This is a genomic window from Tateyamaria omphalii, from assembly GCF_014651375.1.
Lineage (GTDB): Bacteria > Pseudomonadota > Alphaproteobacteria > Rhodobacterales > Rhodobacteraceae > Tateyamaria > Tateyamaria omphalii.
Map to the genome: position 1 here is coordinate 1,009,427 of NZ_BMWT01000001.1, position 22,660 is coordinate 1,032,086.

The following is a 22,660-nucleotide window of genomic DNA, read 5'->3' on the forward strand; positions in this document are numbered from 1 at the left end:
TGTCGAGCGGGGTTAAGGTCACGCTCGGTGGGTTAACCTTAATGAGCCGTTAAGGGCGGACTTGCCGGAATGGAGGAGGTGTGCTTGGATAGTTATGTAGCATAACTAAAGGGGCGTGCATGCCGGATTTACGGGTGGATGTTCAGGAGGCGGTTGCGGTTCTGACGCTCAATCGCCCGGACAAGCGCAACGCGATGTCGGACGGGCTTTTGGCCGAGATCGATGCGTTCTTTTCCACGCCGCCGGAGGGTGTGCGTGTTGCCGTCATAACGGGGGCGGGGGGGCATTACTGTGCCGGTCTGGACCTGTCGGAGCATGTGGCGCGCGATGCCGAGGGCACCTTGCACCATTCGCGCGGATGGCATGCGGTGATGGACAAGGTGCAGGGATCTGGCCTGCCCGTTGTGTCGGCCATGACGGGCGCTGTGATTGGCGGTGGGTTGGAGTTGGCCACGTCGACCCATGTGCGGATTGCCGAGCCTGATTGTATCTTCCAACTGCCCGAGGGGCGGCGCGGGATCTTTGTCGGGGGTGGGGCGACCGTGCGCGTTGGGCGTATCCTTGGGCCGGACCGGATGACCGAGATGATGCTGACTGGGCGCAAATATGGAACGGACGAGGCCGTGGCGCTGGGACTGGCGCATTATGCGGTTGGTCCGGGTGAGGCGCTGCCCCGCGCGTTGGAGATTGCGGCACAGATTGCCGGGAACGCGCCACTGTCGAATTACATGATGATCCAGGGGATCGCGCGGATTGCAGACATGTCGCGGCAGGACGGGCTGTTTGTTGAAAGCCTGGCCACGGCGTTGTCACAGACCTCTCCCGATGCTGCCGAAGGTTTGGCGGCCTTTCTTGAAAAACGCAGCCCGAGGTTCCGGTGATGGAAAAGCCAAAGGAGAAGCCCGAGGGTGGTGCGTCGGACGCGGCGCTGCGTGATTTTGTCGGCTACAACATGAAGCGTGCGTTCAATGTGTTGCAGGCGGATCTGGCGCGGACGTTGGAACCCTTTGGACTGCGTATGCTGACCTTTTCTGCCCTGTCGATGATTGTTGAGAACCCGGGTCTGCGCCCCAGTCAGTTGGCCGAGGCGCTGTCTGTCGAGCGGGCGAATGTGGTGGTCTATGTGGACCAACTGGAAGAGGCCGGGTGGGTGACACGCGCCCCGAGCGAGACGGATCGCCGCGCCTATGCCCTGCAATGCACGTTGGCGGGGCGGCAGGTTTATGAAAAGGCGCGGGCGGCGGTGCGTGCGCATGACCGGCGCATGCTGGACGGACTGCGCGAGGTTGAGATTGCCGCTGTAAAGAAGGCGCTGATGCGGATCGAGGGGCGGGGATGACGGACCATCTGGACCTGCGGCCGCACAAGGTGGTGCGGGAGGATCGTGCCGATGGGTCGATCCTGTTGCGGTCCGGATACGAGATGTCTGCCGTCGATCGCTGCACGGGGGTGTGGCTGGATCGGTGGGCGGCGCGGACACCGGATGCGGAGTTTCTGGCCGAGCGGTCCGGGGAGGGTTGGTATACGGTATCGTATGTTGATGCGCTTAACCGTGTCCGTGATTTGGCCGCCGGTCTGCTGGCGCGCGGTGTCGATGGGCCGATCCTGATCCTGTCTGGCAATTCGGTTGACCATGCGTTGCTGACGTTGGCCGCGCAATATGTTGGGCTGGTGACCGTTCCCGTGGCCGCGCAATATAGCCTGATCCCGGCGGCTCGGGGACGGTTGAAGTATGTGCGCGACCTCGTGAAGCCCGCGTTGGTCTATGCGGCCGATGATGACGCGTTTGGCCCTGCGCTGGATGTGTTTGAGTGCCCGAAGCTGGTGTCGCGTGTGGTGTCCGGTCGCGCGGCTGCGTTGGATGGTTTGACCGGGTCGGCGGATGTTGCTGCGGCCCATGCCGGTGTTGGGCCCGCGACGGTGACGAAGCTGCTTTTGACCTCCGGCTCGACGTCCGACCCGAAGGCCGTGGTGACGACCCACGGGATGATAACCACCAATCAGGCGCAGATCCGGGATGGTTTGCCCTTTGTCTCCGCCCGCCCGCCGGTGTTGGTGGATTGGCTGCCGTGGAATCATGTGTTTGGTGGATCGCATAACTTCAACTTGGTGCTGGCGAATGGGGGTACGCTGTATATTGACGATGGTGCGCCGATCCCTGCGAAGTTTGCGCGCACGGTCGAGAATCTGGGGCTGGTGTCGGGCACGATCTCGTTCAATGTGCCGATTGGGTTTGCCCAATTGGTTGCGGCAATGGAGCGGGATGCGACGCTGCGTGAGACGTATTTTCGTAACCTTGATATGATCTTTTATGCGGGTGCGTCGCTGCCTCAGGGGACGTGGAACATACTTGAGCGTATGGCGATGGATTCGGCGGGTCGGATGCCGCTGATCACGTCAAGCTGGGGGCTGACGGAGACGGCGCCTGCCGCGCTTTTGCAGCATGTGCCCGCCAAGGGCGCCGGCATTGTCGGCGTGCCGATGACGGGCGTGACCGTAAAGTTGGTGGATGACGGGACGGGGCGCATGGACGTGCGGGTAAAAGGGGACAACGTGTTCTCAGGTTACCACGATGCCCCTGGGAAAACCGAAGAAACCTTTGATGATGAGGGGTTTTTCATCACCGGAGATGCGATGCGTTTTGTTGATCCGGACGATATGGGCAAGGGCTTGCGCTTTGACGGGCGGTTGTCCGAAGACTTCAAGCTGAGCACGGGGATATGGGTGCAGGCGGCGCAAATCCGGCTGGAGATGCTGGCGCTGCTAGGCCCGTTGGCGCAGGATTTGGTGATCTGCGGTGCCGGGCGCGATGAGGTCGGGATGTTGGTGGTTCCGGGGCCTGATGCGGTGGATGGAGCGGCTGATAACGGTGCTTTATGCTGCGCAGCATCATGTGACATACGTAGTCGTATGTTTTCACGATCTGAAACCACCTCTGGCTCGGCCCGGGTGGTGGCGCGCGCCTTGGTTTTGTCGGAGCCGCCTGACATCGGGGCAGGTGAGGTGACAGCCAAGGGCAACCTCAATTTTGCCAAGCTGCTGGAGCGCCGGGCCCACTTGGTGGACCGGCTTTATGACGACAATGATCCTGCGAGTATTGTCCTATGATTGATCTGGAAAAGATCCGCGCCATCGACATCCACACCCATGCGGAAGAGCCGTGCGGGTGTCATGCGGATGACGGCTATGACGACTTGCAATCTACCATGGCGGAGTATTTCCGTGCGCCCTGGAAGCATCCGCCGACTGTGCCCGAGACGGCGGAACATTACCGGGCGCAGAACATCGCTGCCGTGATCTTTCCCGTCGATGCAGAGCGGGAGACGGGCTATCGCCGCTATGCCAATGAAGAGGTGGCAGAGATCGCTGCCGAGAACAGCGACATCCTGATCCCCTTTGCCAGTATCGACCCGTGGAAGGGCAAGATGGGTGTACGCGAGGCTAAGCGACTGATGCGCGACTTTGGCATCAAGGGGTTCAAATTTCATCCGACCATGCAGGGCTTTTATGCCAATGATCGCATGGCTTATGACCTGTACCGCGCTATCGAGGATGAGGGTGGCATTGCCCTGTTTCACACCGGGCAGACAGGGGTTGGTTCTGGCATGCGCGGGGGCAATGGGATGCGCCTGAAGTATTCCAACCCGATGTATATGGATGATGTGGCTGTCGATTTCGCAGACCTGAAGATCATTCTGGCGCACCCATCCTTTCCCTGGCAGGAGGAAGCGCTGGCCGTCGCGCAGCACAAGCCGAACGTCTATATCGACCTGTCCGGATGGTCGCCGAAGTACTTTCCGCCAATCCTCGTGCGATACTGTAACTCGATCTTGCGCAAGAAGATGCTGTTTGGGTCGGACTGGCCCATGATCGCGCCCGAACGGTGGCTCAATGATTTCGAGGGCATCGGCATCAAGGACGAGGTGCGCCCCGGTATTTTGAAGGACAATGCGGCGCGGTTGCTTGGGTTGCACTAAATTGCGCACTGTCCGGCGAATGGTTGCGGCAATTGGGCGCGGGATGCAGGATAAAGCATCTTCATGAGTCTTTGGGAGGGGACGCATGGCAAACGCGGCATCGTATTTCGTGGATCGACATGTCACCGAGGGGCGGGTCAACAAGGTTGCCTTTCGTGAGGTCGGCACGGGGCGCAGCCTGACCTATGGCGCGCTGTCTGACGCGTCGGGGCGCGCCGGAGCGGCGTTTATTGCGGCAGATATCCGGCCCGAGGAACGGGTGGCGATGCTGGTGCTGGATCAGATCGAGTTTCCGATCCTGTTCTGGGGCGCGCTCAAGGCCGGGGTCATTCCGGTGCCGCTGAACACGTTGCTGGCGACCCCTGTTTATGACGCCATCCTGCGCGACAGTCGCGCCACGATGTTGGTTGTGTCGGGAGCGTTGTGGGAGGTCGTGGCGCCCGTTTTGGCGGACAATCCATACCTGCGCCGGGTCGTGGTTATTGGCGACGCCCGGGATGGTGCAAAGACCTATGACAGTTTCATGGCTAGGGCTGATGGTCCGATTGCACCGTTCGACGCCAAGGACGACGAGACGGCCTTCTGGCTTTATTCCTCGGGCTCGACCGGGCAACCCAAGGGAGTGCATCACATTCATTCGGCCCTACGGGCCACGGCCGACACCTATGGCGCACAGGTCCTGCAGGTGCAGGAAGAGGACGTGGTGTTTTCGGCGGCCAAGTTCTTTTTCGCCTATGGCCTGGGCAATGCGATGACCTTTCCCATGTCGGTTGGGGCAACGGTCGTGATCTTTGGCGGGCGGCCCACGCCGGATGTCATGGTGCAGGTGATTGGGGATGAACAGCCGACCGTCTTCTGCGGCGTGCCAACGCTCTATGCTGCGATGGTTGCGCACATGGAGGCGGAAGGGACACCCGATGCGCCCTTGCGCAGGTGCATTTCCGCTGGCGAGGCATTGCCGGAGAATGTTGGCACCCGCTGGGAAAAGCTGACCGGTGTGCCGATCCTGGACGGGGTTGGATCGACCGAGATGCTGCATATCTTTCTGTCGAATGCGCCGGGCGATGTTGTGTACGGCACATCGGGTGTGCCTGTGCCGGGCTATGAGGTGCGGCTGGTGGACGAGCGTGGCGTGGATGTTGGCACGGGCGAAGTGGGCGAGTTGCTGGTCAATGGGGCCTCGGCCGCGGGCGGTTATTGGAACCGGCGCGACAAGACGCGCGAGACATTCGAAGGCGTATGGACATGGACTGGCGACAAATATGAGCGCCGTGACGATGGGCGATATGTCTACTGCGGACGGACGGATGACATGTTCAAGGTATCCGGCATCTGGGTCAGCCCCTTCGAAGTGGAGCAGGCCATTACGTCTCATGCGTCCGTGCTGGAATGCGCCGTTGTGGCGATGAAGGATGCAGACGGGTTGGACAAACCCAAGGCCTTTGTGGTGCCGCATGGGCAGCGCCCCGAGGGCTTGGAAGAGGTGCTGAAGGATCATGTGAAGGACCGCGTGGGCAAGTGGAAGTACCCGCGCTGGGTCGAGTGTGTGGACAGCCTGCCCAAGACGGCGACAGGCAAGATCCAACGGTTCAAGTTGCGCGAGGATGTGTGATGGAGTGGTCGGCGGGTACGGTTTCGGTTGCGGGGCAAGTGTTGGACTATGCGTGTTGGGGACCTGCGCCCGGTGACGCACCGACGCTGGTGATGCTGCATGAGGGGCTTGGATCTGTCGGGCTGTGGCGGGGCTGGCCTGCCGAGCTGGCTGCGGCAACCGGCATGGGGGTGCTGGCCTATTCCCGTGCGGGATATGGTAGGTCTTCGACCGTCACTTTGCCGCGCCCGCTGGATTACATGAGCCGCGAGGCGGTGGATGTTCTGGGGCCGCTCATGGATGCCGCCGGGATCGAACACGCGGTGTTGCTGGGCCATTCGGACGGCGCGACAATTGCGGGCATCTATGCTGGCACGGTGTCGGATATGCGCGTGCGGGGACTGATCCTGGTCGCGCCGCACTTCTTTACAGAGCCTGAGGGGTTGGAGGCCATTCGCGCGGCGAAGGTGGCCTATGAAACCGGCGACCTGAAAGACCGGTTGGCGCGCCATCACGATGATCCTTACGTGGCCTTTTACGGGTGGCATGACGCCTGGACGGCTCCCGGCTTTGCCGCTTGGAATGTGGCGGATGCGATTGATCACTGGCGCATTCCGGCGCTGGTCGTGCAGGGGGCCGAGGATGCCTATGGCACGCTTGCGCAGGTGTGGGAGGTTGAGGAACGCGCCTATTCCCCCATTGAGGCGCTGATCGTGGATGGCGCGGGACATGCGCCGCATCAAGATGCGCCCGAGATCGTGACGCCTGCGGTAGCGGGTTTCTGCGAGACGTTGCTCGCACTGGAGGGCGCGCATTCGGAGGCGCACTAAAGTGCATTAAATAGCTGTATGTAGCGGCATATTGTGCATCTTCATCCCATTGCGGTGTAACATACTGCCACTTTCGACCTTGCAAGGCGCATGTGATTCATGACCCAGACCATCGATTTTCGCACTGACCCGTCCCGCTATCGCCATTGGCGTGTGGAGTATGACGGCCCGGTGGCGACCCTGTGGATGGATGTGGATGAAGATGGCGGATTGTTCGATGGGTATCAGTTGAAGCTGAATTCCTACGATCTGGGCGTCGACATCGAGTTGAATGATGTGGTGCAGCGGATGCGCTTCGAGCATCCAGAGGTGAAGGTGGTTGTGATGAAATCCGCCAAGGACCGGGTGTTTTGCGCAGGCGCCAACATCCGGATGCTGGGCGGGGCGGCGCATTCTCACAAGGTGAATTTCTGTAAGTTCACGAACGAGACGCGCAATGCCTATGAGGCGGCGGAGGCCGAGAGTGGGCAGAAATACGTGGCGGCTGTGAAAGGCGCCTGCGCCGGTGGCGGATACGAGCTGGCGTTGGCGTGCAATCACATCATGCTGACGGACGATTCCACGTCGTCCGTGGCATTGCCCGAGGTGCCGCTCCTTGCCGTGTTGCCGGGAACGGGTGGCCTGACCCGCGTGACGGACAAGCGGATGGTGCGGCGGGATCGGGCGGATGTATTCTGTTCGACCGAGGAGGGCGTGAAGGGCAAGCGCGCCGTGCAGTGGAAGCTGGTGGATGAGGCGGTGCCCAATGCCCGCTTTGACGAGGTTGTTGCGGCACGGGCGGCCGAGTTTGCAGAGGCTTCGGACAAGCCGGATGTGGCGCAAGGGATTGCATTGAGACCGATTGAGCGAACCGTGTCTGACGATGGCTCGGTGACCTATGGACTGGTTGAGGTCACGGTGGATCGCGCCGCGCGGCGGGCGGAGATTTTGATCAAGGGGCCGGAAGGCGATGCCCCTGCAGACGTGGATGCCTTGGTGGCTGAAGGTGATCAGTCCTACATCCTGCGGTTGGCGCGTGAGTTGGAGGATGCCATTCTGCACCTGCGCCTCAACGAAATGGAGGCTGGCCTGTGGGTGATTCGCAGCCAAGGCGATCCGGAGGCTGTTCTGGCGCATGAGGCGTTGATCCTGAACAACTCTGACCACTGGCTGGCCAACGAAATCCGGCACTACTGGAAGCGTGTGCTGAAGCGGGTCGATGTGACCTCGCGGTCATTGGTGGCGCTGGTCGAGCATGGGGGTTGCTTTGCCGGTGTGCTGGCCGAGCTGATCTGGGCTGTCGATCGTTCCTACATGATGGAGGACGAGTTCGAGGGAGACAATCGACCCCTTGCCACCATCACCTTGAGCGAAGGGAATTTTGGAGCCTACCCGATGAGCAATGATCTGACCCGATTGCAGACGCGATTCTACGGATCGGACGATGCCGCGGGGCTGCGCGATCAGATTGGTAAGGCGCTTGAGGCCGAGGAGGCTGATGAGACGGGACTGGTGACCGAAATCCTTGATGACATCGATTGGGAGGATGAAATTCGCATCTTCCTTGAAGAACGTGCGAGCTTCTCACCCGATGCCATGACGGGAATGGAGGCGAACCTGCGCTTTGCGGGACCCGAGACAATGGAGACGCGCATCTTTGGCCGTCTTACGGCATGGCAGAACTGGATTTTCAACCGCCCCAATGCGGTTGGCGAAGACGGCGCGTTGCAACGGTACGGGACCGGTGTGCGCGGAGATTTCAATATGGAACGTGTGTAACGGGCCTGAGATTTTTCGTACGAAAAATCTTTGGCTCCCGGAGGATATGAAGACATGACTGTGATGAACGTCAGCTATGACACCCAAATCCCCAACAATGTGGGGCTGAGCCAGGATCGCAAGGTGCTGAAGGCGCTGGAGAAATGGCATCCCGGGTATATCAATTGGTGGAATGACCTGATCCCGCAGAATTTTCAGGAAAGCATGGTTTATCTGCGCACCGCTGTGAGCGTGGATCCGAAGGGATGGGCCAAGTTCGACTATGTGAAGATGCCCGAATATCGCTGGGGTGTCCTATTGGCCCCCGCCGTCGAAGACCGGCGGATTCCCATGGGTGAGCATTACGGCGAACCCGCATGGCAGGAAGTCCCGGGCGAGTACCGTAACATGCTCAAGCGCCTGATCGTGATCCAGGGCGATACTGAGCCGGGGTCGGTCGAGCAGCAGCGCTTTCTTGGGCTGACTGCGCCGTCACTTTATGACATGCGCAACCTGTTTCAGGTGAATGTGGAAGAAGGGCGGCACCTGTGGGCCATGGTGTATTTGCTGCAGAAGTATTTCGGCAAGGACGGGCGTGAGGAGGCGGATGATATGCTGGTGCGCTCGTCCGGTTCGGACGAGGCACCGCGGATGCTGGGCGCGTTCAACGAGGAAACGCCGGACTGGTTGTCCTTCTTCATGTTCACCTATTTCACCGATCGTGACGGCAAGATGCAGTTGGAAAGCCTTGCGCAGTCCGGGTTTGACCCGCTTTCACGCACCTGTCGTTTCATGCTGACCGAAGAAGCACACCACATGTTCGTGGGCGAAACGGGTGTGACCCGGACCATTCAGGCGACCTTGGCCGCGATGCAGGAGAACGGGATCGATGATCCCTATGACATCGACAAAATCCGCGATCTGGGTGTCATTGACCTGCCTACAATCCAGAAAAAGCTGAACCTGCATTACACGCTGAGCCTTGACCTGTTTGGGCAAGAGGTCAGCACCAACGCCGCCAATGCCTTTAATGCCGGTATCAAGGGCCGCTACATGGAGCAGCGGATCGAGGACGATCACAAGCTGACAAATGACACCTACAAGGTGGCGAGCATCGTCGATGGCAAGATCGTCACCGAGGATGTGCCCGCCCTGACAGCCATCAACATGCGCTTGCGCGATGACTATGTGCGCGATGCCTCTGGTGGTTTGCGCCGTTGGAACAAGCAGATTTCGCGCACGGGCATCGACTTTGAATTGAAGCTGCCGCATGAGGGATTCCACCGGAAGATCGGCGTTTTTGCAAACCAGCCGATCACGCCGGAAGGCCGTTTTATCACTCAGGAAGAGTGGGATGCGCGTGCGCCTGAGTGGCTGCCGACCAAAGAAGACGGCGCCTTTATCCAGTCATTGATGAAGCCGTGCTATGAGCCTGGAAAATACGCAAGCTGGATTTCGCCGCCCCGTGTGGGAATCGACAACAAGCCAGGGGATTTCGAGTATGTTAAGCTGCATATGGCCTGATGGAGGATGTTATGCAGATCGACAGAACAGCCCTTACAGACGATGCACCGGTCCAGCGCCCGTTTTGCGCACTGGAATGCGACGGATGCACCGGAATGTGCCTTGCGCTTTACATGATGCTGACGCGGGACGAGCAAGACGAAATGTGCCGTCGGTACAAAGCCGCGGAACCCGAACGCGTGCATTAGGGAGCGTTGAATGAAAGTTGGAATTTACTACGGGTCCGAAACGGGCAATTCCGAGATGTTGTGCGAAGACATCGAGGCGGAACTGGGGGAAGGGTTCGACTGCGATATCCAGAGCCTTGCTGATGTGGACCCGGCGGCGATGGAGAAGGACACGTTCTACCTCATCGTCACCTCGACTTATGGCAATGGTGATCTGCCATCCACTGCGTTGCCTTTCGAAGAGGCCTTGAACGAAGGCAAGCCCGACCTGAGTGGCGTGCGTTTTGCGATCTTCGGTTTGGGCGACATGGTGTTCGCCGAGACGTTCAATCATGGCTCCATGAAGCTGAGCGAAATGCTGAAAGCACAGGGTGCTGTTCAGGTGGGCGAACGTGGTCTGCATGATGCGTCGGGTTTTGACATGCCCGAGGATGTGGCCTTGCCCTGGGTGCAGGGGATCATGGGCCTGATGGCAGCGGACAAGGCTGCTTGAGCGCAGCTTTCCAACATGAAACCCGGGTCACATGGGGCGATTGTGATCCGGCCAAGATTGCCTATACCGGTCGCTTACCGTGGTTTGCGCTCGACGCCATAAACGCGTGGTGGGAGGCTCATCTGGGCGGGGATGGCTGGTATCAGCTTGAGCTGGATCGCAATATTGGCACGCCATTTGTCCATATGAGCATGGATTTTCGGTCGCCCGTTACACCCCGTCACCGGTTGATTTGTTCTGTTTGGCCCAGCCGTTTGGGCGAAAAATCCGTGACGTTTCGTGTGGATGGACATCAAGATGGGGTGCTGTGCTTTGAGGGCACGTTCACGTGTGTTTTTGTTGTCGCTGACCAATTCAAGAGCTGTTCCCCGCCCCCGGCGCTGCGTGAAGTGATTGCCCCGCACATATGCGACGTTTGAATAGTTGATCAGTTGGGAATGCGCCCTACAACGTCCTGATAAGACCAAAAAAACGTGCGCATGACATCACCACGACCCATACCCGACGGAGCTGTTCCGATGATTGCCCGCCTTGCGACCCGCGTTCGTGCGGCACGTGAGGCGTTGGGCTTGCCGCGACGTGCATTGTCTGAACGCTCGGGCGTGTCCCCACGGTATCTGGCGCAGCTTGAGGCCGGCGAAGGAAACATCTCGGTTATTTTGTTGGACCGTGTCGCAACCGCTCTGAATCTTCGGATCGAGGATTTGTTATCGGAATCTCCGCCTATGGATGGGGACGTGGCGCGGGTGGCGCGTTTGTATCAAGCAGCGCCTGCGCAGGTGCAGGGTCGCGTGCGTGCTTTGCTTGCGCCGCAAAACCCCATGGCGTTACGCGCTCAGCGTATTTGCTTGGTTGGTTTGCGCGGGGCGGGGAAATCGACTTTGGGCCGTTTGGCCGCGGACAAACTGAAGATACCGTTCGTCGAGTTGAATCAAGAGATTGAAGCCAAGGCCGGTATGCCGTTGTCCGAGGTCATGGGCCTGTATGGGCAAGACGGATACCGCGCGCTGGAAGCTGAGGCCGTATCGCAAGTGGTGGCCCGGCATGACAAGCTGATCCTTGCCGTGGCCGGTGGGATAGTGGGGGACAAGGTGACCTATGACATGGTTCTGGAACGCTTTCACACCATTTGGGTGCGTACCAGCGCGGGCGAACATATGGCACGTGTGCGCGCACAGGGTGATCTGCGGCCTATGGAGGGCAACCCGGCGGCCATGGAGCAACTGAAAGCGCTCTTGACCACGCGCACGCCGGCCTATGAACGGGCCTTGGCGCAGGTCGACACGTCATCCAAGCCTGTATCCATGTCAGTGAACGAGTTGCTGGCCATCATCGCCAAGCATCGTTTCCTAGAAGGTTTGGGGGCGTGAGCGCAGTTGTCACGCCGTTACAAGATACATTCTGGCGGGTTTGCGAGCGGTTGCTGTATCGGCACACGACACCCTGGGAACTTGACGAGGCGCTGGTGGATTGGGGGTATCGTCTTGGCCCATGCGAAGCGCAAGATCTGATTGGCCTTGACGCTGTACTGCACGTCCGGGATGGGGCTGATGTGACACCGGTGTTGCCGCGTATGGTCGCCGAAGGGCGCATGGGAAAGCGGTTTGGCTGGGGATACTATCGGTATCCCGGTGGCGGAGGTGCAGTCACCGACCCGTTGATCGAGGATTTGATCTGCGAAGAGGCATGGTTCGCGAAAGCTGAGCGTACAGAGTTGAGTGCGGACGCCTTGGTCTTCCGACTGCATGAAGAGATGCGGGATGCAGTGCGTGCGGATATGGATGCCGCCGTGCGGCTCTTGCATTTTCCTGCGGATCGGTTGGCGGTGATCTGAGGACGCCGTGCGGACGCTGTTTGGCAGCGCCAAATGCGCCCCGCCCACCGTCCCTCTTTTCAATAAGAAAAGGGCCGCGCGATGGCGGCCCCTTTCCGTTCCTTGATCCTGCGGATCAGGTCCATGCGACCTGTGCCGGGCGGAATTCATAGGTGATGTGATGCCCCGCACCGACCAGACCTTCCTTGGTGTGGTTGGTCAGTGATCGCCAGTAGGGCTGGATCGTGACGCCAGCGTCCTGGATCATCTTCTGGCCAATAGCCATCAGCTTGCGGCGCTCTTCCACATCCGCCGTGGCCAGTGCCTTTTTCAGGTTCTCGTCGAACTCGGGGTTGGACCAGCCAAATTCGTTCCACGCTTCGCCGGAGCGGTAGGCCAGCGCCCAGATCTGGACACCGAGCGGACGGTGGTTCCAGTTGGTCGAGCTGAACGGGTACTTTGCCCAGTCGTTCCAGAAGGTTGACCCGGGCAGAACCGTCCGTTTGACATTGATACCTGCGTCGCGCAGTTGGGCTGCGACCGCGTCGGTGGTGTCCTTGCGGTAGCCATCGTCGATCGAGATCAGTTCGTGTTCGAAGTCGCCCATACCGGCTTCGTCCATCAGCGCCTTGGCGCCTGCAGGGTCCAGTTCCTGCGCGGGCAGCTCGGCGTATTCAGGGTGGAACGGGGCCACGTGGTGGTTTTCAGCCACTTCGCCCCGGCCACCGATGCCCAGTTCGAGCAGGATGTTGTTATCAACCGCCATGGTGATGGCGCGGCGCACGCGCTCGTCCTCGTAGGGGCGCTTGCCATCGACTTCGGCCAGCTGGTTAGGCCGGATCACGACGGTGGCAGCGGTCACGATGTCGTTCTGCACCATACCGTCGATGGACGAGATGAGATCAACGAAATCACCATCGACCGAGTAGTTCATGTCGACTTCATCCGCTTCCGATGCGGCCATCCAGGCTGCGGGGTCGGTGCCGTAGTCGATATACTCGATCCGCTCCATGTAGGGACCGCCATAAACCTCGGTGCCCCACCAGGTGTGATCCGTGTTCTTGACCAACACACCCTTTACACCCACCTCGAGCGACTCAGGCAGATAGGGCCCTGTGCCAATTGGGTTGCTGAGTGCAGTATCTGCTGTGTACGAGCTGTGCACGATGGCGGCCGGATAATCTGCCATGCCTGCAATCAACGAGATATCGGAGGCGGGCAGGTTCAGTTTGATAGTATGGCTGTCGACCACTTCGATTGCGCCATCGAGGGCCTTGTTCGTATCGGCGTCGATCAGGGTGTTGAAGCGACCGGCCATCGAGTTGCCTTCGAGGTCTTTTTCACACCAACCCGCGATGTTGCGCGCGACGTCCTCAGCGGTGAAGTCCTCGCCGTTGTTCCACTTGACACCCTTGCGGACGTTCAGGGTGTAGACGGTGGCGTCGTCATTGATTTCCCAGCTTTCAAGAAGCGAGGGCTTGAAGGTGCCGTCGTTTTCGTAGGTGACCAGATACTCCAGCCAGCCGCGTGAGAAGTTGGCGATCTGTGACCAGTCGTAAGTGCGCGGATCCTTGAGTGCGCGGACTTCGATCTGGTAGCGGAGCGTGCCACCCACCTTGTGCCCTGCGGCCTTGGCAGCGGGCGCGGTCAGGCCGAGCATGCCGTAAGCAACGGCGGCCGTGGCACCAAAGCTGCTGGCTGTTGCAAGGAATTCGCGGCGGTTGATTGGATCGGTGCCGACTTTACCAGCCGAATCCACGATGGATTTCGGCAGCGGCTTGCCGGTACGTGTTACAAAAGTCATGTTCTTCCTCTCTGTTGGCGTCGCGAACAGATGTTCGCGTCCTTATGTGGTCAGGGTGAGTGCCCGACCCTTTGGTGTTGCAGTTTCTCTGCGTTTTTTCGCCACCCCTTCCCGGGAGACGCCCGAAGTTCAAACGATCAGGCGTATGGCGTCAACCCCATCCTCGGGGGCCGTACCCATAGAAATAGTCGACAAGATTCCGATGTTTTTGTGATTCCACGTCGTTCTCGAGCCCAAAACCGCCTTTTGACTGAATATGAGTACGTTATTGGACGCTTCGTGGTCGAGTACGCGGACCGTCGCCAGGTATTGTTTGTTGTTGCGAGCGGGTTTGTGCTTGTCCACCGAGTGCGGTGTCGCTCACATGAGTGTGTCAGGCGCCGCACGAAGCGGTACACGACCAGACAGCAGATTGGCGGTATGCGTGACGTCGCATGTCAGCATGTCTGCCAAGTGAGCACCATCAACTGTAGCAGCGGTCGCCCCAAGAGCGCGTGCCGCATCCGTCGTAATGGCAGGAAGCCAATCGCCCATAGGTGGATCCAGATGTGCGGCGACGCATGCAAGTGCCAATGCGGCACGAGGATCATGCGCGCCAACAGGGCAGAAGGCGTCTGCGACATTATCGGAACCTACGACGACGGGTACGCCCGCGTCCCGCAGTTCTTTGAGCCGGGTGATCCCGCGCCGGTCTGGTGTGCCATCGGTGCGACCTTGCAGGTAGAGGTTGGTCATGGGCAGTGCACAAACGGTGATGTGCGCGCGGACGAGTTTGTCTGCGATGCGTTGTACCTCGTGCGACGGCTTGTCTATCAGGCTCACGCAGTGGCCACATAGGATTGGACGGTCAAAGCCTGTTTCCAGGGCGACATCGGCGATTTGTTCAAGGCCATGAAGCGCACCGAGCCCTTCATCCACGTGGAAATCCAGCATTAGATTGTGACGGATAGCGGTCGCAAAAAGAGCCTCCAGCCCAGCGCGTGTTTTTTCATGTCCGTGAACAAATGCGCCCAGAACGCCATCAGTAAATTCCAGAACCTTGCCAACCGTTTCGGAAAATTCCGGGTGGATCCACTGTTCAATGCTGGTCAGCGCCGATAGCTGAAGGCCGGAGTGGTCTTCGGCCAGTTCGACCAATACCGACCAAGAGAGTGGCGGTGCGGGTTCGTCGCCCCAGTCCACATGGCTTCTTATCAGTCCGCAGCCGTTCTCATGTGCTTCTTTCAGCCCTTTGGATGCGCGCGCGCGGATATCATCTTCGTCCCAGTGGACTTTATCAGCCCGCTGACTGGCCAGAGCGTGGTGCAAGTCGCCGCCAACATTTTTGAGCCGTTGGACAGTGTGGCATTTGTCGAGATGGCAATGCGGTTCAACAAGCCGGGGCAGCACCATCTTGGTTGCGGTCTGCGTTGGCGCATCAAGGGCGATCAATTGACCGTCCTTTACAATCGGTGTGCCATGCACGCAGTCACCGTGATCCACCCCGCCAAATCGATGCGGGTCCGAAATCATGGATTTGGGAACGAGAACGTCAGTCATGCACGTCAGATGATTTCAATCGTGACTGCACGTGTCGAACGTTGGACAAACAGGCTTGTCGATCGGTTCATACTCGGAGGCGTAACGGTGGCCCCGGCAAAAATACACGTGTTCATATCCGTCTCAGTCCACGCAATGGATACCCACAGCCCATGTCAGCGCACGCGCCAGGGTTGCACCGGGACGGTTTCAAATTTCGAACAACTGTTCAAGTGCGTCGGCGCCAAAAAGCAGTCGACACATCAGGTCATCAAGCGGGGGCTTTCACGCTGAACAGCAACCTTCAACATTTGTAGGGATCATCCAGCGCGGCAAGGATTGTTCCGCTGCAAGTGCCAAAGCCGACCCTGTATCCGTCACCTTTTGCGTGGCCGGTCAGTGTCAGCCTATCGTCGTCTTCGAGGAAGGTACGCGTATCGCCGGTGTCGAGCGTGACCGGCTCTTTGCCGCCCCAGCTGAGTTCCAGCAGGCTCCCGCGTTCAGATTTCGTGGGGCCAGAGATGGTGCCAGACCCCAAAAGGTCCCCCACATTCATCGGGCAGCCGGACGTGCTGTGATGTGCCAGTTGCTGGGCCGAAGAGTAGTACATCTCGCGGTAGTTGGTTTGAGCGATTGTTGTTGCTGTCTTTCCCTCGGGCGCAAGCGTGACGCTCAGATCTATGTCATAGAGCATCGGGCCGGTGTCCTTGAGATGGTCGAGCAGCTCAAATTCGCGGTCGGGCGTGGACGTGCGGAAGGGTTCCAGCGCCGCCTTGGTTACGATCCACGGGCTGATGGACGTTGCCGTTGCCTTGGCCTGGAAGGGGCCGAGCGGTTGGTACTCCCACGCCTGAATGTCGCGTGCGGACCAGTCGTTCAGCAGCACATAGCCAAAGATTGCGGCATCAGCCTCGTCCACAGTGATGGGGCCGTCCGAGGCCATGCCGACAATGGCACCCATTTCCAGCTCAAGATCGAAGCGCCGCGATGGCAGGAAGGCAGGCAGGTCGTGATCCGGCGACTTCAATTGCCCCCAAGGGCGGCGGATGTCGGTGCCTGAAACAACCACGGAAGAGGCGCGTCCATTGTAACCGATGGGGATATGCAGCCAGTTCGGCGGCAGTGCATTTTCTGGCCCCCGGAACATGGTGCCCACATTTGTCGCGTGGTGACGGCCCGCGTAGAAGTCGGTGAATTCGGACACGACCAGTGGCATATGCAGAGTGGCGTTCGCCATGGGGACAAGCAGCGGTTCGACAAGTGCTTGATCCTTGGACCCCTCAGCCAGCAGGTCAGTGAGCCGGTTGCGCAAGGCCGTCCAGACGGCGGGCCCTTGCTCCATCAATTCGTTCCAGAAGGGTACGTCGAACAAAGGTTCGTCCGTGAGGTCGATGATCCCCTGTTCCTCGGCTGCGTACATGTCAAAGATCATGTCCCCGATGGCCACGCCACAGCGAGCATCGAGCGTGTCGGTCGAGAAGACGCCGTAGGGCAGGTTGTTCAGCGGGAAGTCGGTCTCAGCACTGTTCGCACTGCTCACCCATGAAGAATTCAGCGGCATCGTAAGGTCCTACGTGAAATCAGGAATTGAAAGAGTTGAAGTTTGGGCGGGCGCGGTCAGTCCGAAGTGCAGCCAACCTGTTGACGAATGAGAAGACGGGCAGGCAATCAATCCGATCCGCCCCCGGCAACGTGATCCGATCCTTCGAGGCGTCGACCCGGTTGGGCGCGGGTGTGATCCAGTGGAACGATGTGATCCTTCTTGGATCGCCACGACCAAATGACGCCACCGACAAGACCCACAAAGACAGCAATAGCAATAAGGCCGGGGTCAATCATTTCTTGCCCGGCGTCCCATCGAACTTCTTCTCAATATCCGTCCAACAGTCGATATAATCGTCCTGCAGCGGTGCCTCTTGCGCCGCAAACAGGGTCAGGTGCTGTGGAAAGCGTGTTTCGAACATGAAGGACATCGTGTTGTCGAGCTTGTGTGGTTCAAGCTCTGCATTGCTGGCCCCTTCGAACGCGTTTTTGTCCGGCCCATGCGGCAGCATCATGTTGTGCAGGGACATGCCGCCGGGCACGAACCCTTTCGGTTTGGCATCGTACTGGCCGTAAATGTTGCCCATCAGCTCCGACATGATGTTCTTGTGATACCACGGCGGGCGGAACGTGTCTTCCGCTACCATCCAGCGTTCGCGGAACAACACAAAGTCGATATTGGCGACGCCCGGCTGGCCGGAGGGCGCGGTCAGCACGGTGAAGATCGACGGGTCGGGGTGGTCAAACAGAATGGCGCCCACAGGGCAGTAGGTTTTCAGGTCGTATTTCAGTGGCGCATAGTTGCCGTGCCATGCCACCACATCCAGCGGTGAGTGCCCGAGGTCTGTTTCATGGAACTGGCCGCACCATTTGATCGTGAGGGTCGAGGGGACCTCTCGGTCCTCGAAGGCCGCGACCGGGGCTTTGAAGTCACGCGGGTTTGCCATGCAGTTGGCACCGATGGGGCCGCGCCCGGGCAATTCAAACTTCGCGCCATAGTTTTCGCAGACAAAGCCACGTGCGGGGCCTTCAAGAACTTCGACCCGGTACACAAGACCACGGGGCAGGATTGCGATGTCCTGCGGCTCCACATCGATGATCCCCAATTCGGTGCAAAAGCGCAGCCGCCCTTCCTGCGGAACCACCAGAAGCTCACTGTCGGCCGAGAAAAAGTAGGCGTCCTTCATCGACGCGGTCACCAAGTAGATATGGCTGGCCATGCCCACCTGTGTGTTCACATCGCCCGCTGTCGTCATGGTGCGCATGCCGGTCAGCCATGTCAGATCCTGATCGGTGTGTGGCACGGGATCCCAGCGGTATTGACCCAGGCTGGTCACATCCTCCGGGATGTGCGGCGCGGATTTCCAATAGGGCAGGTCAATGCGGTTGTAGCGTCCGGAATGTTTGACCGAGGGGCGGATGCGGTAGCACCATGTCCGCTCGGGCCGCACATCCGTAAAGGCGGTGCCACTCAGTTGCTCACCATAAAGTCCGTAATTGCATTTCTGAGGTGAATTCATCCCCTCGGGCAGGGCGCCCGGCAGCGCTTCGGTTTCGAAATCATTGCCGAAGCCCGGCATGTACCCTTCGGTGATACCGGCCCCGGACGGGGCCTGGATCATGGAATGCGGCGCGGATTGGCGGTTCATGGCGATCCCTCTTGCGGAATTGGTTGCCGATGTAATAGTTGTTTTTGTAACTAACAAGCGATGTGCCCATGAAAACGACCAAAGACTTCGATGTCCGCCAGTTCCTGCCCTATCTGCTGAACCAGGCGGCCGAGGCGTCGAGCCTTGAGTTCCAGAAAGTCTACAAAGACAAGTATGGCATGTTGCGAAACGAATGGCGGGTGCTGTTCCACCTGGGCATCTATGGCCGCATGACGGCCAGTGACATCGGGGCGCGGGCGCAGATGCACAAGACCAAGATCAGCCGCGCAGTGCAAAGGCTGGCAGAGCGTCGATACCTGACCCGCACGCGCGCAGATACGGATCGACGCGTGGAATATCTGACACTGACATCGGCCGGGCAGCAGGTCTATCGCGACTTGAAAGGCATCGCGCAGGACTACGATGCCGCCCTGACAGACGGTATTTCAGCTGAAGAAGCGAAGATGTTGCGCGGCTTGCTGTTGCGTCTGGCGCAGCGAGACTAAGATCAGAAGTCGACCTCGATCTCGGGCAGGTTCAGGGCCTTGATCAGATCCCGCAACTCTTGTCGCGCCGCAACATTCGAGATGTTGAGTTGCTTGACCCCGATGTCTTTGAGATCGAGCAGGGTCAGCCCACGCGGGAACAACTCGCGGAAGATGACGCGTTCGGAAAAGCCGGGCGCGATGCGGAAGCCGATACGCTTGGCCAGCATCTTGATGGCGCGTTCCATCTTTTCCTTGTTGACCATGCGCTGGGCACCCATGCGGTTGCGCAGCACGATCCAGTCGATGGGCTTCAGGCCCGCTTGGGCGCGCAACTGGCGGGCGTTCCACACCATCTCGGAATAGACCGAGGGGCCAAGGATCTTCTCACCCGTTGAATCGATACGTGCCAGCAGGTCGAAATCGACAAAGCTGTCATTTAGCGGCGTGATCAACGTGTCGGCCAGCGAATGGGCCACTTGGCTGAGCCGGGTGTGAGAGCCGGGGCAATCGATCAGGATAAAGTCGTTGTCAGGTTCCAGCGTTGCAACGGCGGCGCTGAGCCTGTGGTCATAGATGTTTTCACCGGGCTTGAGTTGCGCAGCGTCAATTTCGGGCAAGTCGTGCACATCGGGTGATGGCAGGTCGAGGTCAGCTGACGCCAGAAAACTGCGGCGGTTTTCGACATAACGTCCGAATGTCCGCTGCCGCAGGTCAAGATCAAGTGCGCTGACTTTCTTGCCCGCACGTGCCAGTGCCGTGGCCACATGCATCGACACGGTGGACTTGCCAGCCCCGCCCTTTTCGTTGCCGACAACAATGATATGCGCCATGATTGTCCCCTTACCGCACATCCGCTTTGCGAATTTTGGGCCACTATATGTTGTGTTCACACCCATTGAAAGCGGGCAAGGAAACTTTCCTGCGGCACCGTGGCGCGGTGATTGCACATCGAAGTTGTTAGCGCTATCAGGCGCCGTGTGATAAGCTATGGCCAAACCGAGATGAGGAGATAGGAGAGCAAGATGCCCCTGCACTCTACACTTGAGCGCGTGACAGAGCGCGTGATCGAACGCAGCGCACCGACACGGCGTCGCTATCTGGATCGTATGGCCACTGCCAAGTCCCAAGGTCCGGCCCGCGCGCACCTGTCCTGCAGTGGTCAGGCCCATGCGTTTGCGGCCGCTGGCCCTGACCAGTCCCGACTGGCCGAAGCCAGCGTTGGCAATCTTGGGATTGTCACGGCTTACAATGACATGCTCTCGGCGCACCAGCCGTTCGAGACCTATCCGACCCTGATCCGCGACGCGATCCGGGCGGAGGGCGGAACCGCGCAAGTGGCAGGCGGCGTGCCGGCCATGTGCGACGGCGTGACCCAAGGCGAGGCAGGCATGGAGCTGAGCCTGTTTTCCCGCGATGTGATTGCGATGGCGACGGGCGTGGCGTTGTCACACAACGTGTTTGATGCTGCCGTCTTTCTGGGCGTTTGTGACAAGATCGTGCCGGGCCTGATCATTGGGGCGCAATCATTCGGCCATATGCCAGCCGTGTTCTTGCCTGCGGGTCCGATGACAAGCGGCTTGTCCAACGATGAAAAGGCTAAGGTGCGCCAGAAGTTTGCTGCGGGTGAAGCCACGCGCGAAGAGCTGCTTGCCTCGGAAATGGCTGCCTACCATGGCCCGGGTACGTGCACGTTCTACGGGACAGCCAACACCAACCAGATGCTGATGGAATTCATGGGCCTGCACTTGCCCGGTTCGTCCTTCGTCAATCCCAACACCCCACTGCGTGACGCGCTGACTGTTGAAGGGGCCAAGCGCGCGTTGTCCTTGTCAGCCTTGGGAAACAATTACACGCCAGTCTGCAATATCCTCGATGAGAAGGCGTTTGTGAACGGGATTGTCGGTCTGAATGCAACCGGCGGATCCACCAACCTGTTGATCCACTTGATAGCCATGGCGCGGGCCGGGGGCATTGTGCTGGATTGGGAAGACTTCTGTGACCTGTCCGAAGTGACGCCGCTGATTGCGCGCGTTTATCCCAACGGCCTTGCGGACGTGAACCATTTCCACGCAGCGGGCGGCCTTGGCTTCATGATTGGCGAGCTGTTGGGCGCAGGTCTGCTGCACGAAGACACACAAACCGTCGCGGGTGAGGGGTTGGAGAACTACACCCAGGAACCCAAGCTGATCGACGGCGCGCTGACTTGGAAGCCGGGTGCGGGCAAAAGCCTGAATGAAAAGATTGTGCGCCCGGCATCTGATCCATTCCAGAAAACTGGCGGGATCAGCCGCCTTGTGGGGAACTTGGGAACCGGTGTCATGAAAATCTCCGCCGTTGCACCGGAACACCGGATCGTCGAAGCCCCGGCGCGTGTGTTCCATGAGCAGGATGACGTGAAGGCTGCCTTCAAGGCGGGCGAGTTCAACGAGGGCGATTTTGTGATCGTCGTTCGGTTCCAGGGGCCGAAAGCCAATGGGATGCCGGAACTGCACAGCCTGACGCCGATACTGGGTATCATGCAGGGCCGCGGGCAGAAGGTGGCATTGGTCACCGATGGCCGCATGTCCGGCGCTTCAGGCAAGGTGCCGTCGGCTATCCACGTCTGCCCAGAAGCGCTGGATGGTGGTGTGATTGCGCAAGTGCAGGACGGCGATCTGATCCGTGTTGATGCCGAAGCCGGGCAGCTTGGAATTCTGACTGAAGGTGTGCTTGACCGTCCCCACGCCACCGCCGATCTTTCGGCCAATCATTGGGGGGTGGGTCGCGACATGTTCCATGCCTTCCGCAATACCGTCGGGTCCGCCAATACTGGCGCAACCGTATTTGGAGACTTTTGAATGCTGACTGCCAAAGCCGCTGCCGTGCGTGCCCGTGAAATCTGTGACCTTGCGCCGATTGTGCCTGTGCTTGTGGTGGACGATGTCGCCCATGCCCAACCCCTGGCCGAGGCATTGGTGGCAGGTGGATTGCCCGCGCTTGAAGTGACCTTGCGCACGCCAGCTGCATTGGACGTGATTTCAGCGATGTCCAAAGTGCCGGGTGGGGTTGTCGGCGCCGGCACGCTGGTCACGCCGGACGATGTGAAGGCGGCCAAGGAGGCCGGTGCGCAATTCGGGGTGTCCCCGGGCGCCACCGAGGCACTGATTGCTGCCTGTGAGGCCGAGGAATTGCCCTTGCTGCCGGGCGCCGCCACCGCGTCCGAGGCGATGGGGCTGTTCGAGCGTGGATATGACATGCTCAAGTTTTTCCCTGCCGAGGCTTCGGGCGGTGCGCCTGCCTTGAAGGCCATTGGTGCGCCTTTGCCGCAGATCTCATTCTGCCCGACCGGGGGGGTGAGCATGGCCAATGCCAACAGCTACCTGAGCCTTCCAAATGTGGTCTGTGCTGGCGGATCATGGGTGGCGCCCAAAGATAAGGTTGTGGCCGGAGACTGGGCCGGCATCGAGGCCTTGGCGAAAGAAGCTGCAGTCTTGTCCCGCTAGGAATAGCTGCGCTCAGGGTGATGTTCCTGATGTCGTGCAGCTTGT

Annotated in this window: 22 protein-coding genes; 16 read left to right on the forward strand and 6 right to left on the reverse strand. The window is 59.6% G+C overall.

Translation table 11 applies throughout. From position 1 onward, the window contains the following. The first annotated feature begins 119 nt into the window (after positions 1 to 119). From IE087_RS04885 to IE087_RS04945, 13 genes are all read left to right on the forward strand, one after another. Positions 120 to 881 (forward strand): crotonase/enoyl-CoA hydratase family protein, encoded by a 762-nt coding sequence (locus IE087_RS04885; RefSeq protein WP_189368138.1) that lies wholly within the window; start codon positions 120 to 122, stop codon positions 879 to 881. Next, complete coding sequence (locus IE087_RS04890) at positions 881 to 1,339, forward strand: MarR family winged helix-turn-helix transcriptional regulator (RefSeq protein ID WP_189368139.1); 459 nt, start codon at positions 881 to 883, stop codon at positions 1,337 to 1,339. The genes IE087_RS04885 and IE087_RS04890 overlap by 1 nt, the downstream gene beginning before the upstream one ends. Continuing rightward, positions 1,336 to 3,108, forward strand: a complete 1,773-nt coding sequence (locus IE087_RS04895; protein WP_189368140.1) for an AMP-binding protein — start codon at positions 1,336 to 1,338, stop codon at positions 3,106 to 3,108. The genes IE087_RS04890 and IE087_RS04895 overlap by 4 nt, the downstream gene beginning before the upstream one ends. Then, entirely contained in the window at positions 3,105 to 3,977 is an 873-nt protein-coding gene (locus IE087_RS04900; RefSeq protein WP_189368141.1) for an amidohydrolase family protein, read from the forward strand. Before IE087_RS04895 ends, IE087_RS04900 begins: the two co-directional genes overlap by 4 nt. 85 nt (positions 3,978 to 4,062) lie before the next feature. Then, positions 4,063 to 5,589, forward strand: a complete 1,527-nt coding sequence (locus IE087_RS04905; RefSeq protein ID WP_189368142.1) for a benzoate-CoA ligase family protein — start codon at positions 4,063 to 4,065, stop codon at positions 5,587 to 5,589. Then, on the forward strand, positions 5,589 to 6,398 hold the full coding sequence (locus IE087_RS04910; protein WP_189368143.1) for an alpha/beta fold hydrolase: 810 nt from the start codon (positions 5,589 to 5,591) through the stop codon (positions 6,396 to 6,398). The genes IE087_RS04905 and IE087_RS04910 overlap by 1 nt, the downstream gene beginning before the upstream one ends. Before the next feature lie 99 nt (positions 6,399 to 6,497). Beyond that, positions 6,498 to 8,156 (forward strand): 2,3-epoxybenzoyl-CoA dihydrolase, encoded by a 1,659-nt coding sequence (boxC, locus tag IE087_RS04915; protein WP_189368144.1) that lies wholly within the window; start codon positions 6,498 to 6,500, stop codon positions 8,154 to 8,156. A gap of 54 nt (positions 8,157 to 8,210) precedes the next feature. Continuing rightward, positions 8,211 to 9,659, forward strand: a complete 1,449-nt coding sequence (boxB, locus tag IE087_RS04920) for a benzoyl-CoA 2,3-epoxidase subunit BoxB (RefSeq protein WP_229801264.1) — start codon at positions 8,211 to 8,213, stop codon at positions 9,657 to 9,659. Positions 9,660 to 9,670: 11 nt separating this feature from the next. Continuing rightward, on the forward strand, positions 9,671 to 9,847 hold the full coding sequence (locus IE087_RS04925) for a hypothetical protein (RefSeq protein ID WP_189368145.1): 177 nt from the start codon (positions 9,671 to 9,673) through the stop codon (positions 9,845 to 9,847). Positions 9,848 to 9,857: 10 nt separating this feature from the next. Continuing rightward, positions 9,858 to 10,319: a flavodoxin domain-containing protein gene (locus IE087_RS04930; protein ID WP_189368146.1), complete on the forward strand. Its 462-nt coding sequence runs from the start codon at positions 9,858 to 9,860 to the stop codon at positions 10,317 to 10,319. Next, a complete protein-coding gene (locus IE087_RS04935; protein WP_189368147.1) occupies positions 10,316 to 10,738 on the forward strand; it encodes an acyl-CoA thioesterase in 423 nt (140 codons plus the stop codon). The genes IE087_RS04930 and IE087_RS04935 overlap by 4 nt, the downstream gene beginning before the upstream one ends. 99 nt (positions 10,739 to 10,837) lie before the next feature. Further along, positions 10,838 to 11,689 (forward strand): helix-turn-helix transcriptional regulator, encoded by an 852-nt coding sequence (locus tag IE087_RS04940; protein ID WP_229801265.1) that lies wholly within the window; start codon positions 10,838 to 10,840, stop codon positions 11,687 to 11,689. Then, a complete protein-coding gene (locus IE087_RS04945) occupies positions 11,686 to 12,153 on the forward strand; it encodes a 3-hydroxyacyl-CoA dehydrogenase family protein (RefSeq protein ID WP_189368149.1) in 468 nt (155 codons plus the stop codon). The genes IE087_RS04940 and IE087_RS04945 overlap by 4 nt, the downstream gene beginning before the upstream one ends. A 115-nt stretch (positions 12,154 to 12,268) precedes the next feature. Here the strand turns inward: IE087_RS04945 and IE087_RS04950 are convergent, their stop codons facing one another. From IE087_RS04950 to hmgA, 5 genes are all read right to left on the reverse strand, one after another. Beyond that, the gene (locus IE087_RS04950) at positions 12,269 to 13,936 is read right to left on the reverse strand and encodes an ABC transporter substrate-binding protein (protein ID WP_189368150.1); all 1,668 of its coding nucleotides are present in this window, start codon (positions 13,934 to 13,936) and stop codon (positions 12,269 to 12,271) included. Between the two features lie 360 nt (positions 13,937 to 14,296). Beyond that, positions 14,297 to 15,475 (reverse strand): amidohydrolase family protein, encoded by a 1,179-nt coding sequence (locus IE087_RS04955; protein WP_229801266.1) that lies wholly within the window; start codon positions 15,473 to 15,475, stop codon positions 14,297 to 14,299. Between the two features lie 283 nt (positions 15,476 to 15,758). Beyond that, entirely contained in the window at positions 15,759 to 17,015 is a 1,257-nt protein-coding gene (gene fahA / locus IE087_RS04960) for a fumarylacetoacetase (protein WP_189368151.1), read from the reverse strand. Positions 17,016 to 17,122: 107 nt separating this feature from the next. Then, on the reverse strand, positions 17,123 to 17,293 hold the full coding sequence (locus IE087_RS04965) for a hypothetical protein (RefSeq protein ID WP_189368152.1): 171 nt from the start codon (positions 17,291 to 17,293) through the stop codon (positions 17,123 to 17,125). Then, the gene (hmgA, locus tag IE087_RS04970) at positions 17,290 to 18,645 is read right to left on the reverse strand and encodes a homogentisate 1,2-dioxygenase (RefSeq protein ID WP_189368153.1); all 1,356 of its coding nucleotides are present in this window, start codon (positions 18,643 to 18,645) and stop codon (positions 17,290 to 17,292) included. The genes IE087_RS04965 and hmgA overlap by 4 nt, the downstream gene beginning before the upstream one ends. A 68-nt stretch (positions 18,646 to 18,713) precedes the next feature. Between hmgA and IE087_RS04975 the strand changes: the two genes are divergently transcribed. Further along, a complete protein-coding gene (locus IE087_RS04975) occupies positions 18,714 to 19,151 on the forward strand; it encodes a MarR family winged helix-turn-helix transcriptional regulator (RefSeq protein ID WP_189368154.1) in 438 nt (145 codons plus the stop codon). Positions 19,152 to 19,153: 2 nt separating this feature from the next. Here IE087_RS04975 and IE087_RS04980 read toward each other — a convergent pair whose 3' ends face one another. After that, positions 19,154 to 19,963, reverse strand: a complete 810-nt coding sequence (locus IE087_RS04980; protein WP_189368155.1) for a division plane positioning ATPase MipZ — start codon at positions 19,961 to 19,963, stop codon at positions 19,154 to 19,156. 192 nt (positions 19,964 to 20,155) lie between these two features. On the opposite strand from IE087_RS04980, the gene edd reads away from it, so the two are divergent. Continuing rightward, positions 20,156 to 21,970: a phosphogluconate dehydratase gene (gene edd, locus IE087_RS04985; protein WP_189368156.1), complete on the forward strand. Its 1,815-nt coding sequence runs from the start codon at positions 20,156 to 20,158 to the stop codon at positions 21,968 to 21,970. After that, positions 21,971 to 22,615, forward strand: a complete 645-nt coding sequence (gene eda / locus IE087_RS04990) for a bifunctional 4-hydroxy-2-oxoglutarate aldolase/2-dehydro-3-deoxy-phosphogluconate aldolase (protein ID WP_189368157.1) — start codon at positions 21,971 to 21,973, stop codon at positions 22,613 to 22,615. It begins immediately after the preceding gene. The last annotated feature ends 45 nt before the right edge of the window (positions 22,616 to 22,660 follow it).

What these genes read in the sequence shown, in the direction of transcription:
- IE087_RS04900 (WP_189368141.1), top strand. Translation starts at nt 3,105, where the DNA reads ATGATTGATCTGGAAAAGATCCGCGCCATCGACATCCACACCCATGCG.
- IE087_RS04965 (WP_189368152.1), bottom strand. Translation starts at nt 17,293, where the DNA reads ATGATTGACCCCGGCCTTATTGCTATTGCTGTCTTTGTGGGTCTTGTC.
- fahA (WP_189368151.1), bottom strand. Translation starts at nt 17,015, where the DNA reads ATGCCGCTGAATTCTTCATGGGTGAGCAGTGCGAACAGTGCTGAGACC.
- IE087_RS04930 (WP_189368146.1), top strand. Translation starts at nt 9,858, where the DNA reads ATGAAAGTTGGAATTTACTACGGGTCCGAAACGGGCAATTCCGAGATG.
- IE087_RS04895 (WP_189368140.1), top strand. Translation starts at nt 1,336, where the DNA reads ATGACGGACCATCTGGACCTGCGGCCGCACAAGGTGGTGCGGGAGGAT.
- IE087_RS04885 (WP_189368138.1), top strand. Translation starts at nt 120, where the DNA reads ATGCCGGATTTACGGGTGGATGTTCAGGAGGCGGTTGCGGTTCTGACG.
- IE087_RS04905 (WP_189368142.1), top strand. Translation starts at nt 4,063, where the DNA reads ATGGCAAACGCGGCATCGTATTTCGTGGATCGACATGTCACCGAGGGG.
- eda (WP_189368157.1), top strand. Translation starts at nt 21,971, where the DNA reads ATGCTGACTGCCAAAGCCGCTGCCGTGCGTGCCCGTGAAATCTGTGAC.
- IE087_RS04910 (WP_189368143.1), top strand. Translation starts at nt 5,589, where the DNA reads ATGGAGTGGTCGGCGGGTACGGTTTCGGTTGCGGGGCAAGTGTTGGAC.
- hmgA (WP_189368153.1), bottom strand. Translation starts at nt 18,645, where the DNA reads ATGAACCGCCAATCCGCGCCGCATTCCATGATCCAGGCCCCGTCCGGG.
- IE087_RS04980 (WP_189368155.1), bottom strand. Translation starts at nt 19,963, where the DNA reads ATGGCGCATATCATTGTTGTCGGCAACGAAAAGGGCGGGGCTGGCAAG.
- edd (WP_189368156.1), top strand. Translation starts at nt 20,156, where the DNA reads ATGCCCCTGCACTCTACACTTGAGCGCGTGACAGAGCGCGTGATCGAA.
- IE087_RS04940 (WP_229801265.1), top strand. Translation starts at nt 10,838, where the DNA reads ATGATTGCCCGCCTTGCGACCCGCGTTCGTGCGGCACGTGAGGCGTTG.
- boxB (WP_229801264.1), top strand. Translation starts at nt 8,211, where the DNA reads ATGACTGTGATGAACGTCAGCTATGACACCCAAATCCCCAACAATGTG.
- boxC (WP_189368144.1), top strand. Translation starts at nt 6,498, where the DNA reads ATGACCCAGACCATCGATTTTCGCACTGACCCGTCCCGCTATCGCCAT.
- IE087_RS04925 (WP_189368145.1), top strand. Translation starts at nt 9,671, where the DNA reads ATGCAGATCGACAGAACAGCCCTTACAGACGATGCACCGGTCCAGCGC.
- IE087_RS04950 (WP_189368150.1), bottom strand. Translation starts at nt 13,936, where the DNA reads ATGACTTTTGTAACACGTACCGGCAAGCCGCTGCCGAAATCCATCGTG.
- IE087_RS04975 (WP_189368154.1), top strand. Translation starts at nt 18,714, where the DNA reads ATGAAAACGACCAAAGACTTCGATGTCCGCCAGTTCCTGCCCTATCTG.
- IE087_RS04890 (WP_189368139.1), top strand. Translation starts at nt 881, where the DNA reads ATGGAAAAGCCAAAGGAGAAGCCCGAGGGTGGTGCGTCGGACGCGGCG.
- IE087_RS04955 (WP_229801266.1), bottom strand. Translation starts at nt 15,475, where the DNA reads ATGACTGACGTTCTCGTTCCCAAATCCATGATTTCGGACCCGCATCGA.